We start from the raw sequence: 15,362 nt of genomic DNA on the forward strand, positions 1-15,362 counted from the left end.
ACGCTAGATTCCACCATGACCTCACTCGCCGCTGAACAACGCCGCGCGTGGCTCCTGCAGAAGCTGCGCGAGACGCAACGGGTCTCCCTGGCCGAGGCCGCGGGCGAGCTCGGCGTCAGCGAGATGACCGTGCGCCGGGATCTCGATCAGCTCGAGGGCGGCGGAGGGATCCGCCGCGTGCGCGGCGGGGCCCTCTACACGGGGCCGGTGAGCTTCAAGGGCCGCGAGGGTTCATATGCGGAGGAGAAGATCCGGATCGCGGAGAAGCTCCTGCCGTTGGTGCCGGATCGAGGCATGATCGGCTTCGACTCGTCCACCACCATGCACCGGCTCGCCCAGCGCATCGTCGGCGGCGGCGATCTCTGCGTGGTGACCAACGGCATGCTCACGTTCCAGGCGCTGCAGGAGCGCCCCGGACTCACCGCGATCCTCACGGGGGGTGCGGCGGATCGGCGCAGCGATTCGCTCATCGGCCCCGTCGCGACGGGATTCCTGTCGACGGTGCGGCTGTCGGCCTTCTTCGCCTCGGCGGCGTCGCTCGACGAGCAGGGGTGCCACGAGAACACGCTCGAAGAGGCCGAGATCAAGCGGGCCTTCGCCCGGGCGTCCGGGCGCGTGATCATCGGCGTGCACGCCGAGAAGCTCGGCAGTACGGCGACCGCGGCAGCGGTCGGCTTCGAGCAGATCGACGTGCTGGCGACCGAGCTGAATCCCGAGATGCGCGATCTCGCGCCCTATCGGGGGCTCGTCTCCGAACTGCGCTGACGGCCGTTGGGCGGCGGCGTACTGCCGCCGCGGAGCTGTCGGATCGCGGGCTGCGGAGTCCGCGCCGTGCCTCCTGCGCCGTGCGAGGCCTGCCCCGGAGGTGCGGCGGTGCGGCGGCACGGGATCGACGCGTCGGCCTCGCGCGGTGCCGCGGTGTTCTGCGTGAACAGGGCGTTTCGGCCTCGTTACCATTTCGATACCTAACATTATTTGACAATATCTAACAAAAAAGAACATGATGAGTGCGATGCATAGACATCACGACGAAGTGAGGAGACTCCGGCGATGACATTCCCGAGCACGCCGACCGACGAGAGCGAGCGCAGCGGGCTTGCCCTGCAGGTCGACTCGCTGGTCAAGGAGTACCCCGGCGTCCGCGCCCTCGACGGGGTCAGCCTCGACCTGCGAGCCGGCGAGGTGCACGCCATCATCGGCGAGAACGGGGCGGGCAAGTCGACGCTGATCAAGACCCTCGCCGGCGCGATCGCCCCGACGAGCGGCACGATCACCGTGAACGGCGACTCCTACGAGCGGCTCACGCCGCAGCTCGCCCGCGAACTCGGGATCGCCGTGATCTATCAGGAGTTCACACTCTTCCCCAATCTGAGCGCCTCCGAGAACGTCTTCCTGGGGGAGTTCATCCTCAAGGGGAGGGGGCCGGTGCTCGACCGGAAGGCGATGGCCGAGAAGTCGAAGGCGCTGTTCTCTCGTCTCGGGGTTTCCATCTCCCCGAACGCGCTCGTCGAGACGCTGACCACCGGCTACCAGCAGATCGTCGAGATCGCCAAGGCGCTCTCGAAGGACGCGAAGCTGCTCATCATGGATGAGCCGTCGGCTCCGCTCACCGCCTCCGAGGTCGACGCGATGTTCGCGATCGTCGAGACGCTGAAGCGCGAGGGCATGACCATCGTCTACATCTCGCACCGCATGGATGAGATCTTCCGCCTGTCCGATCGGGTCACCGTGCTGCGGGACGGCAGCTACGTCGCCACGGTGCCCACCGCCGAGACCACCAAGAACGAGCTGATCTCCCTCATGGTGGGCCGCGAGCTCAGCGAGGGCTACCCCGAGCGGGAGCACCCCATCGGCGAGCCGTCGCTCACCGTCGAGGGGCTCAGCGGCAACGGCGTGCACGACATCAGTTTCGTCGCCCATCGCGGTGAGATCCTGGGCTTCGCCGGCTTGATCGGCGCGGGCCGCACCGAGCTCATGGAGCTGCTCTTCGGCGCGAAGCGCCCCGAAGCCGGCACGGTCGAGCTGCACGGCGACTCCGTGCTCTCCACCAATCCGATCGAGGCGATCCGCAACGGCATCGCGCTGGTGCCCGAGGACCGCAAGCGGCACGGCCTCGTACTCGAGTTCTCGATCGAGCAGAACATCTCGCTCCCGACCCTGAAGAAGCTCTCGCGCGGACCGGTGGTCTCCGGAGCCGCCGAGGCCGAGCTGTCGGATCGCTACATGCGCGAGCTGCGCGTGAAGGCGCCGAGCGGCAAGGAGATCGTCGGCAACCTGAGCGGGGGCAACCAGCAGAAGGTGGTGCTCGCCAAGTGGCTCGCGACCGGCCCCGAGGTGCTGATCTTCGACGAGCCGACCCGGGGCATCGACATCGGCGCCCGTCACGAGATCTACGCGATCATGAACCGCCTCGCGGCGGAGGGCAAGACGATCCTCATGATCTCCTCCGACATGGAGGAGCTGATCGGCATGTCCGATCGGGTGGTCGTGCTGCAGGAGGGCCGGCAGCAGGGTCTGCTCGGCAAGGAAGACATTACGCAAGAAGCCATTCTCACCCTGGCTTCGGAAGGAGACATCGCATGACCTCGAAGTTCATGCCGCGGGTCCAGGGGCTCGGGATCGTGCTCGTGCTGGTGCTGCTGATCATCGGCTTCAGCATCCTCTCGCCCAACTTCCTGGACGCGAACAACCTGTTCAACATCCTGCGACAGGTGACGACGCTCGGGATCGTCGCAGTCGGGTTCGCGTTCGTGCTGCTCACCGGCGGCATCGATCTCTCCGTCGGCTACCAGATCTCGCTCTACGTCGTGGTCTGCGGCATCATGATGTCCCAGTTCGACGTGCCCTGGCCGCTCGCCATTCTGCTGGTGCTGGTGCTCGGTGTGGTCATCGGCCTGATCAACGGTCTCATCATCACGCTCACGGGCGTCGCGCCGCTGATCGTGACCCTCTCCATGATGACCATCCTCAACGGCGTCAGCTACCTGCTCTCCAAGGGCCTCCCGATCTCGGGCTTCCCGAGCGACTTCTCGGTGCTCGGCCAGGGAGCGCTCATCGGCATCCCCGTATCGGTGATGGTGCTGGTGGTCGTCTGGGCGATCGGCTACTTCATCGCCAACAAGACCTACATCGGCCGCTACTTCTACGCCATCGGCAACAACGTCGAGGCCGCGCGCCTGTCCGGTGTGAACACCCGCCGCACCCTGCTGTTCGTCTACGCGATCTGCGGCCTGTTCACCGCGGTCGGCGCGGTGCTGCTGCTCTCGCGACTCAACTCGGCGCAATCGGCGACCGGTGCCGGCTTCGAGTTCAGCGTGCTGACGGCCTGCGTGCTCGGCGGCGTGAGCGTGATGGGCGGCCGCGGCACTATGTTCGGCGCCTTCGTGGGTGTGCTCATCGTCGGCGTGCTCGACAACGGCCTCGTACTGCTGAACGTCAGCGAGTACGTGCAGCTCGTGATCAAGGGCGCGATCCTGCTCATCGCCGTCATCTACGACGCGATGTCGAAGAACTCGAAGGGCCGCACCAGGCAGATCGGCGGCATGACCCTCGGCGGCAAGAAGTACGGCCCCAAGACCACCACCGTTCCGCTCTCCTGACCACGCATTCTCCAAACGATCGAAAGGAAATCTCAATGAAGAAGATCACCGCAGTCCTCGCCGCAGGAGCGCTCCTGCTCGGCATGTCCGCATGCTCGTCCGCGAGCGGGAGCACCGCCGGCGCATCGGACGCCTCGGGCGACGAGTTCTCGGTCGGCGTCACCTTCTCCGACCTCTCCAACCCGGTGTGGGCGGAGCTGGTGCAGGAGGCGCAGAGCTACGGCGCCGAGAACGATCTGTCGGTCAACTACGTCGACGCCAAGAGCGACGCCTCGACGCAGGTCACCCAGGTCGAGAACTTCATCCAGCAGGGGGTCGACGCGATCATCATCTGCGCCGTCGACGCGAAGTCCCTCATCGACGTGACCAAGAAGGCGCAGGACGCCGGGATCAAGGTCGTCGGCTACACCCAGGTACTCGACAACTACGACGCCCAGTACCTCGTCGACGCCTACAACACGGGCTACGCGAACGGCGAAGCCGCCGCGGAGTGGATCAACGAGAACTACGGCGACGAGAGCGTCGTCGAGTGGGGTCTCATGGATCTCCCGACCTTCCCCGAGATCATCGACCGCGCCAACGGCATCAAGGACGCGATCGAAGAGCTCGCCCCGAACGCCGAACTCGTCGCGACGAACTCGGCGCTGACGGCCGAGGAGGGCGTGAAGAACGCCGAGAACTTCCTGCAGGCCAACCCGAACATGAAGGTCATCGCCACCATCGGCGGCGGAGGCGCGCAGGGCGGCAACGAGGGCGTGAAGGCCAGCGGTGTCACCGACTTCGAGAAGTTCGGCCTCTTCGGCATCGACGCGACGAGTATCGAGATCGACAACATCCTCAAGGGCGATCCGCAGAAGGCCTCCGTCAGCCTGGGCGGCGGCAAGGCGCACGGCCGCACGCTCATCGACATCACCGCCGACCTGCTCGCGGGCGAGGACGTGGAGAAGGACCAGTACATGCCGGTCACCGTCATCGACAAGACCAACGCGCAGGAGTACTACGACGAGGTCTTCGGCGGCTGATCGCCGACACCGACGCGGTGCGGGCTCCTCGGCCCGCACCGCGCACCATCACCCCGGTGCGGAGCCCGCCCTGGCAGTGCGGATCCGCCCCCTGACGCATCAAGATTCGAGGCATACACCGATGACACGCATTCTCGCCGCGGGAGACCTCTTCATCCGTGCCGCTCACCTGCGCCGCTCGCTCGAGCAGGCGCTCGACGGCCGCGCGGTCGAGATCCGCGAACTCGAGTTCCCCTGGCCGGACGCGCCGTTCGGCCGTGTCGCCGAGGTGGACGAGGCCTCCGGCACCGAGGATCAGCTCATCGAGGCGCTGCAGGGCGTCACCGCCATCGCGACGCAGTTGGCGCCGCTCACCGAGCGCGTGCTCGCCGAGAGCCCGGATCTCAGGCTGATCGCGGTGTCTCGCGGCGGCCCCACCAATGTCAACCTGGAGGCCGCCCGGGCTCACGGCGTCATGGTGGCCAACGTGCCCGGACGCAACGGCGTCTCCACCGCCGAGATGACCGTCGGTCTCTCGCTCGCGCTGCTGCGCCGCATCCCGCTGTCGCACAACACGCTGCTGTCGCACGAGTGGCGCGGCGAGTTCTACCGCTACGGCGAGGTCGGCGGTGAGATCGCGGGGTCCACGATCGGTCTGCTCGGCGCCGGTGCGGTGGGCGCCCACGTCGCCAGGGTCTTCGCGGCCATGGGCGCCGACGTGGTCGTCTTCGACCCCTATCTGCCCGCGGGCGTGCTCGACGGCGTCGTGCGCCGCGTCGACACGGTCGAGGAGGTGTTCCGCGCGGCCGATCTGGTGTCGGTGCACGCGCGGCTCACACCGGAGACCGAGCACCTGGTCGATGCCGAGCGGTTGGCCATGATGCGGCCGGGCTCCCGCCTCGTGAACGCCGCCCGCGGCGGGCTCGTCGATTACGATGCGGTGGCCGACGCGATCGAGAGCGGCCATCTCGCGGGAGCCGCCTTCGACGTCTACCCGGAGGAGCCCGTCGACTTCGGCCACCGGATCTTCGCGCTCGCCGCCGCCGGTCACGACATCGTGCTCACCCCGCACATCGCCGGCGCGAGCCGTGAGACGACGGATCGCGCGGCCGACGGCGTCGCGGAGGAGATCCGCCGATACCTCGCGGGCGAGCCGCTGCTGCACCCTCTCGTAGAATTCGCGCAGGGCGCCGCGCGCTGATCCGCGCCGCTTCCGATCCGTCCGGGGCCGTCGGCCCGTTCCCTCCAGGCAGAGCAGAGATATGACCAAGCTACTCCTCGGCATCGATGTCGGTACGAGCTCCGTCAAAGTGGTCGCCACCGACCGCAGCGGCGCGCTGGTGGCCGACGCCTCGCAGCGCTACCCGACCGCTACGGAGGGGGTCGCTGCGGAGCAGGACGCGAACGCGTGGTGGGAGGCCGTGTGCGCGGTCACCCGCCGGGTGGTGAACGGGCGGGAGGTCGCCGCGGTCGCCGTGACCTCGCAGGCTCCGACGCTGGTGCCGGTCGACGAGGCGGGGGATCCGACGCACGCGGCGCTCACCTGGCTCGACCGCCGGGCCGACGACGAGGCCAAGCGCATCGCCGAGATCGTGCCGCAGTCGCGCAACGGCGCGGATTCCTTCTTCGGTACCGCGAAGCTGCCCTGGCTCGTGAAGCACCGCCCGGAGGCGCTGGCCCGCGCGCAGCACGTGCTCTCGGCCAACGGCTTCATCGTGCGCAGGCTCAGCGGATCGAGTGTGCTCGACGACACCACCGCGGCGCTGATGCAGGGGTTCGACGACGAGGCCGATGCGTTCGACGCCGCCCTGGTCGAGGCCGAACCCTCGCTGCGCTATCTGCCGCGCATCGTGCCGGCCACCGAGGTGGTCGGCGCGGTGACCGCGGCGGCCGCGGAGGCGACGGGGATCACCGCCGGAGCGCTGGTGGTCGCGGGCGGTATCGACTCCATCGGATCCGCGCTCGAGGCCGGCATCCTCGAACCCGGGGATCCGCTCGTCGACATGACGGGCTTCTCGAGCGTCACGATCCTGCCGGTGCCGCGCGGCACCCGCGTGCCCGGATTCCTGCACTCGCGGCATTGCACTCCCGGGGTCGACCTGCTCTTCACCGCGCAGGTCACCGCCGGCGCCACGATCGACTGGGTGAACGGCCTCGACGCGCAGCGAGATCTGCGCGACGACGAGACGCTGCTGGGGCGCGCCCGCCCCGGGCGGCTGACGATGGTGACGAGCCTGGCCGGCGAGCGCACCCCCACCTGGAACCAGCACGCGCGCGGCGTGATCGACGGCGTCGACCTGGCCACGGACGGGCACGACCTCATGCTCGCAGCGATGGAGGGCAACGCGATGGCGCTCGCCCGCGACGTGGCGACGATCGCGGCCGCGGGGTTCCCGGTCGAGCGCGTCGTCTCGACCGGCGGCGGCTCGTCCTCCCGTGCCTGGCTCCAGATCAAGGCCGACGTGCTCGGCGTGCCCGTCGATCGACCGGCGAGCGGCCACGGGGCCGCCCAGGGAGCGGCCGTGCTGGCCGGCATGGCGATCGGGGCGATCGATTCGCTCGACACGGTCCGCGGGCTCGGCCGGGAGATCCGGGCGAGCTACACGCCCGACGCCGAGCGCACCGCGGCGTACGCCGATCGGCTCGACCGGTTCGCCCAGGTGAGCGCGCTCAACGAGACCCGCCGGGGCTGATCCTCCCCGCGGCGGGCGGGCGCGCTGCGCTGCTCCGCCCCCGCGGCGCGCGGCTCGGCGCAGCGCTACCCGCGGGGCGCGTAGGCGACGACCCGCGTCGAGCGGGCGACCACCGCGCGGAGCGACTCGAGTCCGGGCTCGATCAAACCGAGGGTCTGCGCCTGCACGAGCAGGTTGCCCATGGCGGTCGCCTCGATGGGGCCGGCCAGCACCGGCAGACCGGAGCGGTCGGCGAGAGCCTGGCAGAGCAGGGTGTTCTGCGAGCCGCCGCCGACGATGTGGATGACGGAGACCTCACGATCGGCGAGGCGGGAGCCCTCGCGCACCGCCTCGGCGAAGGCCGCCGCGAGGCTCTCGACGATCGACCGCACGATCTCCGCCGGGGTCTGCGGGGCGCGCTCCCCGCGCGTCGCGAACCAGGACCGGATGCGGTCGGGAACATCGCCCGGGGGGAGGAAGACGGGGTCGTTGACGTCGAAGATCGGAGACGCGGATCCCACCCGCGCGGCCTCGTCGAGCAGTTCGCTCAGGCGACTGGATCGCTGCGCGTCCGTGGCGCCCGGCTCCCAGTGGCGCAGCGACTCCGAGAGCAGCCACAGCCCCATGACGTTGTGCAGGAAGCGGGTGGTGCCCCCGATCCCGCCCTCGTTCGTGAAGTTGGCGAGGTAGGCCTCGTCGCTCAGCACGGGCGCGTCGAGCTCGAGGCCGACCAGGCCCCAGGTGCCGCAGGAGATGTAGGCGAAGTCGGGCCGCTCCGCAGGCACCGCGGCGACGGCGGAGGCCGTGTCGTGCGACGCGACGGCCACGACGTCGATCGTGCGTCCGACGACCGCCGCGGCCTCGGGCGCGAGCGAGCCCAGCCGGCTGCCGGCCTCGATGAGCGGCGGCAGGATCCGGGATGGGATCCCGAGCCCGGAGGCGAGTTCGAGATCCCACGCGCGACTGCGCGGATCCAGCAGCCCGGTGGTCGACGCGTTGCTGAGCTCTGCCGCTTCGACGCCGGTGAGCCAGTAGTTCAGCAGATCGGGGATCAGCAGCACGCGGTCGGCGAGATCCAGCAGCTCGCCCTCCGCCGCGAACTGGAAGATCGTGTTGAAGGGCAGGTGCTGCAGACCGTTGCGGGCGTAGAGCTGCTCGGCGGGCACGCGCGCGTGTACCGCAGCTACGCCGGTCTCGCACCGCGCGTCGCGGTAGTGGTGGGGAACGCCCAGCAGGCGCCCGCCGCGCAGCAGGCCGTAGTCCACCGCCCAGGAGTCGATGCCCACGGAGGCGATCTCGCCGGGCGACTCGCGCTCGGCGAGCGCGAGGCCGGCGAGCGCCTGGCGATAGAGCTCGAGCAGGTTCCAGTGCAGGCCGTCCCGCGTGCGCACGGGATCGTTCGCGAAGCGCGCCACGTGCTGCGTGCGCAGCACGCCCCCGTCGACGCGGCCGAGGATCACGCGGCCGCTCGTGGCGCCCAGATCGACGGCGGCGACCGCGGCGGATGCGGCCTGTGCGTTGCGGGTGGTCATGCGGAGCTCCTCGGAGAAGGGACGGGCGGGGGAGTTCAGCCGGGGGCGTGGGCTAAGCCCCCCAGCTGGCCTGGGTGCCACCGACGCGATCGGCCTCGATCCGCTGCTGATAGCCGGACTCGGCGTAGGCGCGCATGGGGTCGGCCGGCAGTCCGCGGGATTCGCGCCACGCGGCGAGCGCGGGGCGCACGTCGGTGTAGAAGGCGTCCATAAAGATCTCGTTCGCCGCGAGCACGTCGTTCGCCGTTCGCGCGGCCGCGAGTGCGTCGCCGTCGAGCAGCAGAGCACGGGCGGTCATCTCCTGCACGTTCAGCACGGAGCGGATCTGGCCCGGGATCTTCGCCTCGATGTTGTGGCACTGGTCGAGCATGAAGGTGACGTCGGGGTGGTTCAGGCCGCCGCCCCGGATCACCTCGACGAGGATGCGGAACAGCTGGAACGGGTCGGCCGCCCCCACGATGAGATCGTCGTCGGCGTAGAAGCGGGAGTTGAAGTCGAACGAGCCGAGCTTGCCGAGGCGCAGCAGCTGCATGACGATGAACTCGATGTTGGTTCCCGGCGCGTGGTGGCCGGTGTCGAGGCAGACCATCGCGCGGTCGCCGAGCGCGGCCACCTGGGCGTACGAGGTGCCCCAGTCGGGCACGTCGGTGTGGTAGAAAGCGGGCTCGAAGAACTTGTACTCGAGCACCAGGCGCTGCTCGTCCGAGAGGCGTGCGTAGATCGTCTGCAGCGAGTCCTGCAGGCGATCCTGCCGTGCGCGCAGGTCGGCCTGACCGGGGTAGTTCGATCCCTCTGCCAGCCAGATCTTCAGATCGCGCGATCCGGTGCGATCCATGACGTCGATGCAGGCGAGGTGGTGGTCGATCGCCTTGCGGCGGATCCGCTCGTCCTCGTGGGTCAGTGCGCCGAACTTGTAGTCGTCGTCCTGGAAGGTGTTGGAGTTGATGGTGCCGATGGCGACGCCCTGTTCGGTGGCGAAGTCGCGCAGCGCGTCGAAGTCGTCGACCTGATCCCACGGGATATGCAGCGCCACGACCGGTGCCAGACCGGTGTGCCGGTGCACCTGGGCCGCGTCCGAGATCTTCTCGAAGGGATCGCGCGGGGTGCCGGCGGTCGTGAAGACCTTGAAACGGGTGCCCGAGTTGCCGTACGCCCAGGACGGGACCTCGATGGCCTGCTGCTCGAGGGCTGAGAGGATGTCCGGGGTCAGCTGGGAGCTCATGATCTGCTCTTTCTCCTGTGTCCTGCGCTATGCGCGATTCGAATCCGCGCGGTGGCGCGCGAGCTGGTCCTCGAGGTTGAACACCTCGGGAATCCGGGGGGCTTCCTGGTCCGGCCGGCCGGCCGACGCGATGAAGTAGCCGGCCGTCTCGGCCTCCCACGCGGCGGTGCGCGGGTCAGCCTCGAGCGCGCGCTGCGAGGCCGCGTCGTCGTCGGTCTCGTAGTAGCCGATGAGCAGGCCGTCGGCGCGGAGGAAGAGCGAGTAGTTGCGGCGCCCCGCGTCCGCGATCGCCTCGAGCATGTCGGGCCAGACGGCCGCGTGGTGCTCGGCGTACTCGGAGAGGCGGTCGGGATCGACCTGCATCTGGAAGCAGACTCGCATGGTGGGGGCTTTCTGTCGGGGCGGGGTGGGATCCTGCGACTGCGCGCAGGCTGATGGGAGGGCGCTTCGCGCAGGATGACGGGCTGCAACCGGTCATCCTGCGCGAGCGGAGCGAGTCGCAGGATCCACGCTCGCTCGACTGCCCGGCGGCTCCTAGAAGTCGAAGTCGCCGATGTTGTCCGCGTTGAAGCGGTACGGGTCGCCCAGCAGCACGACTCCGTCGGCGCCGACCGTGTAGCTGCCGAGCTTGCCGGCCTCGAAGCTGTCGCCCTCGGCGCCGGTGATCTCACCGGAGACGAGCGCCTGCGCCGCGAAAGCGGTCAGGTAGCCGAGATCCTCGGGGTTCCACAGGGCGAACTCCGCGACGGTGCCGTCCTCGACGTACTCGCGCATCTGGTTCGGCGTGCCGAGACCGGTCAGCGACACCTTGCCCTTGGCATCGGAGGTGGACAGGTAGCGCGCCGCGGCAGCGATGCCGACCGTGGTGGGCGAGACGATGCCCTTCAGCTCGGGGTAGGTCTGCAGCAGGGCCGCGGTCTTGTCGAACGAGGTCTGGTCGTCGTCGTCGCCGTACACGACCTCGACGAGCTCGATGTCGGGGTGGTTGGCCTCGAGCTCTTCCTTCATGAGGTCGATCCAGGCGTTCTGGTTGGTCGCGTTGGCCGCGGCCGAGAGCACGGCGACCTGGCCGGACCCGCCGATCTGCTCGGCGATCATGTCGACCTGCACCTGGGCGATGCCGGCGGCGTCGGCCTGGTTGATGAACAGGTCGCGGCAATCGGTGTTGGTGTCGGAGTCGAAGGTGACCACCTTGATGTCGTTGTCGCGAGCCTCGTTCAGCGCATCGCAGATGGCCTGCGGGTCGTTGGCCGAGACGGCGAGCGCGTCGACGCCCTGCTGGGTGGCGGTGTTGATGAAGCTCACCTGCGCGTCCGGGGTGGCCTCCGAGGGGCCGACCTCGTTGAAGGTGCCGCCGAACTCCTCGACGGCGGCCTTGCCGCCCTTGCTCGAGGTGTCGAAGTAGGGGTTACCGAGGTTCTTCGGCAGGAAGGTGACGCTCACGGCGTCGCCGGCGTCGCCGGATCCCGAATCGGATCCGCCGGCGTCACTGCCGCCCGAGCAGCCCGAGAGCAGCAGTGCGGCGCTTGCGGCCAGCGCGATGAGCGCTCCGGCCTTCTTGTTCTTCTGGAACCACATCGTTCGTTTTCCTTTCGTGCCCGGTGGGGCGGTGGGGTGTTCGTTGGAGGGGTACGGGGTTACTTCTCGCTCGCGGGGGTTCCCGCCAGGCGCAGTCTGCGGCCCGGTCTGCCGCGGTTGCGCATCGCAGCGAACACGCTCGAGGAGACGACGGCGGCGATGAGCAGCACGCCGGTGATGATGTTGATCACGTCGGAGGTGACGTTCGCGAGGCGCAGCGCGCTCGCGAGCACCCCGATCAGCAGCACGCCGGCGATGACGCCGTGCAGTGCGCCGCGGCCCCCGAAGATCGAGACGCCGCCCAGCAGCACCGCGGCGATCACCTGCATCTCCATGCCGGTGGCGTTGTCGCCGCGGGCACTGCCGTAGCGCAGTGTGTAGTAGATGCCGGCGAGTGCCGCCACGGCACCGCTGAGCACGAAGAGGATCAGCTTGGTGCGCCCCACGTCGACGCCCGAGAAGCGGGCCGCCTCGGACGAGAGTCCGATCGCGAAGACGCCCCGGCCGAAACGGGTGAAGTGCAGCATGATGGTGAATGCCACGGCGAGCAGCGCGAAGAGGATCACGACGACCGGAACCCCGGTGCTGCCGATCTTCTCCTTCGCGAGGGAGGTCCAGAACTCGGGGAAGTCGGTGACGGCCGTCGTGCCCAGCAGGCCGACTGCCAGGCCGCGGTAGAGCGCGAGCGTGCCGATCGTGACGGCGAGAGACGGCAGCCCGACGACCGTGACGAGGAAGCCGTTCAGCGCCCCGCAGAGCACGCCGGCGATGATCGCGAGCACGATCGTGAGGCCGAACGGCACGCCGGCCTGGGTGAGCACACCGGTGAGCACGCTCGAGAATCCGACCACGCTGGCCACGGAGAGATCGATCTCCCCGGTGACGATGATCGCGGTCATCGGCAGCGCGATGATGAGGATCGGGAACATGTCGAGCAGCAGGTAGGTCATGGTGATCTTGCTGCCGAAGTTCGGCACGATGGCGGCGGCGGCGAGCACGACGAGCACGAACAGTGCGATCATCGTGGCCTCGCGCGTCAGCAGCAGCCGCTGCCAGAGCGGGCGATCGTACTCGGCGATCGGCCGCAGGCCCGCCGTGGTGGTCGGTGCAGTCGTGGTGGCGCTCATCGCCCCGTCTCCCGTCCCTCGATGAGTTTGCGGTGTTGTCTGACGGCGATCACCCGATCGAGCACGATCGCGCCGATGATGAGTGCGCCGACGACGGCGCGCTGCCAGAAGTCGGGAACCCCGAGCACGGGCAGGGCCCGGTTGATGGTCATGAGCAGCACGGCTCCGATCGCGGCCCCCCAGACCGTTCCCACGCCGCCGAAGATGGCCACGCCGCCGATCACCGCGGCGCCGACCGCCTCGAGCTCCCAGCCCGATCCGGCTTGTGAGTTGATGGTGCCGTAGCGAGCGGCGTAGAGCACACCGGCGAAGCCTGCGAGAGCACCCGACAGCACGAAGGCCGTGAGCACGCGGCGGGTGACGGGGAGACCGTAGAGGTCCGCGGCTGCGGGATCCGACCCGATCGCGTAGCACTCGCGGCCCGCGCGGGTGTTGCGCATCCACCAGGCGACGGCGATGAGTACGATCACGGCGACGATGGTGAGCACCGGAATGCTGAGCACCTGCGCGGTGCCGAGGCGCAGGAACTCGCGCGGCATGTCCGAGGCGTTGATGCGGTCGGAGCCCGTCCACAGCACGTTGACCCCTCTGAAGGCGTACATCGTGCCGAGCGTGATGACGAGGGCCGGCACCTTCGCGAAGGCCACGAGGGCTCCGTTGATGAGGCCGAGCAGCCCGCCGAAGACGATGGCGATGAGGATCACCGCGAGCATCGGGATGCCGGGGACGTCGATGAACAGGCGCCCGGTGAGGTACGCGCTGAGGCCGAGCACGGAGCCGACCGAGAGGTCGACGTTGCGCGTGATCAGCACGACCGCCTGGCCGATGGCGACGAGCATGAGCAGTGACGGCGTGAGCCAGAGATCGCGGTAGCCGTCGGGGGAGAAGAGGAAGTTGGGGTTCTTGATCGTGGCCGCGGCGATCACGAGGATCACGGCCAGCACGATGCTCGCCTCGCGGGCCCGCGTCAGCCTGCCGAAGGCCGTTCCGAGTGCGCTGGGCTTCGGAGCCGTGGGCTTCGGGGCGGTGGTGGCGCTCATGCCTGGGACTCCGTCTCGTCACTCGCGCTCTGCGTCGCAGCGCGCATCACGTTCTCCTGGGTGGCCGCTTCCCGAGCGATCGTCGCGGTGACCCGGCCCTCGCGCATCACGACGACGCGGTCGGCCATGCCGAGCACCTCGGGCAGCTCGCTCGAGATCATGAGCACGCCCATGCCGCGGCTGGCGAGCGTCGACAGCAGGCGGTGCACCTCCGACTTGGTGCCGACATCGATCCCGCGGGTCGGCTCGTCGATGATCAGCACGCGCGGATCGGTGGCGAGCCACTTGCCCAGCACGACCTTCTGCTGGTTGCCGCCCGACAGCGTGCCGGCCAGAGTGCTCATGGCGTTCGCCTTGACCTCGAGCTGCTCCGACCACGGCCGGGCGGCCCGGTGCTCGGCCGTGGTCGTCACGATCCCGAGCTTCGCGATCGAATCGAGGATCACCGCCGCCGTGTTGCGGGCGACGCTCTCCTCGAGCACGAGGCCCTGCTTGCGTCGATCCTCGGGGACCAGTGCCAGACCCGCCCGCATCGCGGCGGTCGGCCGTCCCTTGGGCACCGTTCGGCCCGCGACCCTGACGCTGCCGCTGCGGTAGCCGTCGACGCCGAACACCGCGCGGGCCACCTCGCTGCGGCCGGCCCCGACGAGTCCCGCCAGGCCCACGATCTCACCCGCGCGCACCGTGAAGCTGATGTCGTTGAAGACACCCGGGCTGGTGAGGCCCTCGACCTCGAGCAGCGGTTCGCCGATCTCGGTCTCGAGCTTCGGGAACAGCTCGGTGATCTCGCGGCCGACCATCTCGGCGACGACGCTGTCGGGGTCGGTCTCCGAGATCGGCCGCGTCGACACGTAACTGCCGTCGCGCATCACGGTGATGGTGTCGCAGAGCGCGAAGACCTCGTCGAAGCGGTGCGAGATGAACACCAGCGCGCGGCCCTCGTCGCGCAGCGCTCGGGCGACCTGGAAGAGGCGTTCCACCTCGACGCCGGAGAGCGCCGCCGTCGGCTCGTCCATGATGAGCACGCGCGCGTCGAGCGAGATGGCCTTGGCGATCTCGATCATCTGCTGGTCGGCGATCGAGAGGCCATCGGCGGTGCGATCCGGATCCATCGTCACACCCAGGCGGGTGAACAGCGCCTCGACCTCCGCGCGCATGCGGGTTCGGTCGATGCGTCCGAAGCGGCCGCGGGGCTGGCGCCCCATGAAGATGTTCTCGGTGACCGAGAGATCGGGGAAGAGCGTGGGCTCCTGGTAGATGACTGCGATGCCGGCGTTCTTGGCCTCGGCGGTCGTGGTGAAGTCGACGGATTCTCCGGCGAGGGTGAGGTCGCCCTGGTCGCGCCGGTAGAGGCCGGCGATGATCTTCACGAGTGTAGACTTGCCTGCGCCGTTCTCGCCCACGAGCGCGTGGATCGATCCGGGCTCGAGGGCGATCCTGCCGTCTCGCAGCGCGATCACGGGGCCGAAGGCCTTCGTGACGCCGCGCAGCTCGAGCAGCGGCGCGTTGGCGGGTGATCTCTTCATTGAACTCACGGCTTCCTGCCGCGGAGGATGTCGGGTGTCGAGCGTGTTTCCGCGGCGTAAATGAA

General features: G+C 69.1%; 13 protein-coding genes. 6 read left to right on the forward strand and 7 right to left on the reverse strand.

Features of this window, described 5'->3' with window-relative positions; genetic code table 11:
• The first annotated feature begins 15 nt into the window (after nt 1-15).
• The 6 genes from AMS65_RS06430 (at nt 16) to AMS65_RS06455 (ending at nt 7,293) form a co-directional block, all read left to right on the forward strand.
• Nucleotides 16-765, forward strand: a complete 750-nt coding sequence (locus AMS65_RS06430; protein ID WP_053383294.1) for a DeoR/GlpR family DNA-binding transcription regulator — start codon at nt 16-18, stop codon at nt 763-765.
• Between the two features lie 285 nt (nt 766-1,050).
• Complete coding sequence (locus AMS65_RS06435; RefSeq protein ID WP_053383295.1) at nt 1,051-2,583, forward strand: sugar ABC transporter ATP-binding protein; 1,533 nt, start codon at nt 1,051-1,053, stop codon at nt 2,581-2,583.
• Entirely contained in the window at nt 2,580-3,599 is a 1,020-nt protein-coding gene (locus AMS65_RS06440) for an ABC transporter permease (protein WP_075200869.1), read from the forward strand. The genes AMS65_RS06435 and AMS65_RS06440 overlap by 4 nt, the downstream gene beginning before the upstream one ends.
• Before the next feature lie 35 nt (nt 3,600-3,634).
• Nucleotides 3,635-4,621 carry a sugar ABC transporter substrate-binding protein gene (locus AMS65_RS06445; RefSeq protein ID WP_053383296.1) on the forward strand — a complete coding sequence of 329 codons (987 nt, stop codon included), beginning with the start codon at nt 3,635-3,637 and terminating at the stop codon, nt 4,619-4,621.
• A gap of 121 nt (nt 4,622-4,742) precedes the next feature.
• Nucleotides 4,743-5,801: an NAD(P)-dependent oxidoreductase gene (locus tag AMS65_RS06450; RefSeq protein ID WP_053383297.1), complete on the forward strand. Its 1,059-nt coding sequence runs from the start codon at nt 4,743-4,745 to the stop codon at nt 5,799-5,801.
• 61 nt (nt 5,802-5,862) lie between these two features.
• Nucleotides 5,863-7,293 carry a xylulokinase gene (locus AMS65_RS06455; protein ID WP_053383298.1) on the forward strand — a complete coding sequence of 477 codons (1,431 nt, stop codon included), beginning with the start codon at nt 5,863-5,865 and terminating at the stop codon, nt 7,291-7,293.
• 65 nt (nt 7,294-7,358) lie between these two features.
• Here the strand turns inward: AMS65_RS06455 and AMS65_RS06460 are convergent, their stop codons facing one another.
• From AMS65_RS06460 to AMS65_RS06490, 7 genes are all read right to left on the reverse strand, one after another.
• Complete coding sequence (locus AMS65_RS06460) at nt 7,359-8,804, reverse strand: rhamnulokinase (RefSeq protein WP_053383299.1); 1,446 nt, start codon at nt 8,802-8,804, stop codon at nt 7,359-7,361.
• Between the two features lie 52 nt (nt 8,805-8,856).
• Nucleotides 8,857-10,026 carry an L-rhamnose isomerase gene (gene rhaI, locus AMS65_RS06465; protein WP_053383300.1) on the reverse strand — a complete coding sequence of 390 codons (1,170 nt, stop codon included), beginning with the start codon at nt 10,024-10,026 and terminating at the stop codon, nt 8,857-8,859.
• A gap of 27 nt (nt 10,027-10,053) precedes the next feature.
• On the reverse strand, nt 10,054-10,407 hold the full coding sequence (locus tag AMS65_RS06470) for an L-rhamnose mutarotase (protein ID WP_053383301.1): 354 nt from the start codon (nt 10,405-10,407) through the stop codon (nt 10,054-10,056).
• Nucleotides 10,408-10,560: 153 nt separating this feature from the next.
• Nucleotides 10,561-11,604, reverse strand: a complete 1,044-nt coding sequence (gene rhaS / locus AMS65_RS06475) for a rhamnose ABC transporter substrate-binding protein (protein WP_053383302.1) — start codon at nt 11,602-11,604, stop codon at nt 10,561-10,563.
• 59 nt (nt 11,605-11,663) lie between these two features.
• Entirely contained in the window at nt 11,664-12,731 is a 1,068-nt protein-coding gene (locus tag AMS65_RS06480) for an ABC transporter permease (RefSeq protein WP_053383303.1), read from the reverse strand.
• Nucleotides 12,728-13,771 (reverse strand): ABC transporter permease, encoded by a 1,044-nt coding sequence (locus tag AMS65_RS06485; RefSeq protein ID WP_053383304.1) that lies wholly within the window; start codon nt 13,769-13,771, stop codon nt 12,728-12,730. The genes AMS65_RS06480 and AMS65_RS06485 overlap by 4 nt, the downstream gene beginning before the upstream one ends.
• Nucleotides 13,768-15,297, reverse strand: coding sequence for a sugar ABC transporter ATP-binding protein (locus tag AMS65_RS06490; RefSeq protein ID WP_053383305.1), 1,530 nt, complete (start codon nt 15,295-15,297; stop codon nt 13,768-13,770). Before AMS65_RS06490 ends, AMS65_RS06485 begins: the two co-directional genes overlap by 4 nt.
• Nucleotides 15,298-15,362: the final 65 nt, after the last annotated feature.

The sequence above is a fragment of the Leucobacter celer subsp. astrifaciens genome (assembly GCF_001273835.1).
Lineage (GTDB): Bacteria > Actinomycetota > Actinomycetes > Actinomycetales > Microbacteriaceae > Leucobacter > Leucobacter celer.

Excerpts from the sequence above, each read along its gene's own strand:
- AMS65_RS06430 (WP_053383294.1), top strand. The coding sequence starts at position 16 with ATGACCTCACTCGCCGCTGAACAACGCCGCGCGTGGCTCCTGCAGAAG.
- AMS65_RS06435 (WP_053383295.1), top strand. The coding sequence starts at position 1,051 with ATGACATTCCCGAGCACGCCGACCGACGAGAGCGAGCGCAGCGGGCTT.
- AMS65_RS06440 (WP_075200869.1), top strand. The coding sequence starts at position 2,580 with ATGACCTCGAAGTTCATGCCGCGGGTCCAGGGGCTCGGGATCGTGCTC.
- AMS65_RS06445 (WP_053383296.1), top strand. The coding sequence starts at position 3,635 with ATGAAGAAGATCACCGCAGTCCTCGCCGCAGGAGCGCTCCTGCTCGGC.
- AMS65_RS06450 (WP_053383297.1), top strand. The coding sequence starts at position 4,743 with ATGACACGCATTCTCGCCGCGGGAGACCTCTTCATCCGTGCCGCTCAC.
- AMS65_RS06455 (WP_053383298.1), top strand. The coding sequence starts at position 5,863 with ATGACCAAGCTACTCCTCGGCATCGATGTCGGTACGAGCTCCGTCAAA.
- AMS65_RS06460 (WP_053383299.1), bottom strand. The coding sequence starts at position 8,804 with ATGACCACCCGCAACGCACAGGCCGCATCCGCCGCGGTCGCCGCCGTC.
- rhaI (WP_053383300.1), bottom strand. The coding sequence starts at position 10,026 with ATGAGCTCCCAGCTGACCCCGGACATCCTCTCAGCCCTCGAGCAGCAG.
- AMS65_RS06470 (WP_053383301.1), bottom strand. The coding sequence starts at position 10,407 with ATGCGAGTCTGCTTCCAGATGCAGGTCGATCCCGACCGCCTCTCCGAG.
- rhaS (WP_053383302.1), bottom strand. The coding sequence starts at position 11,604 with ATGTGGTTCCAGAAGAACAAGAAGGCCGGAGCGCTCATCGCGCTGGCC.
- AMS65_RS06480 (WP_053383303.1), bottom strand. The coding sequence starts at position 12,731 with ATGAGCGCCACCACGACTGCACCGACCACCACGGCGGGCCTGCGGCCG.
- AMS65_RS06485 (WP_053383304.1), bottom strand. The coding sequence starts at position 13,771 with ATGAGCGCCACCACCGCCCCGAAGCCCACGGCTCCGAAGCCCAGCGCA.
- AMS65_RS06490 (WP_053383305.1), bottom strand. The coding sequence starts at position 15,297 with ATGAAGAGATCACCCGCCAACGCGCCGCTGCTCGAGCTGCGCGGCGTC.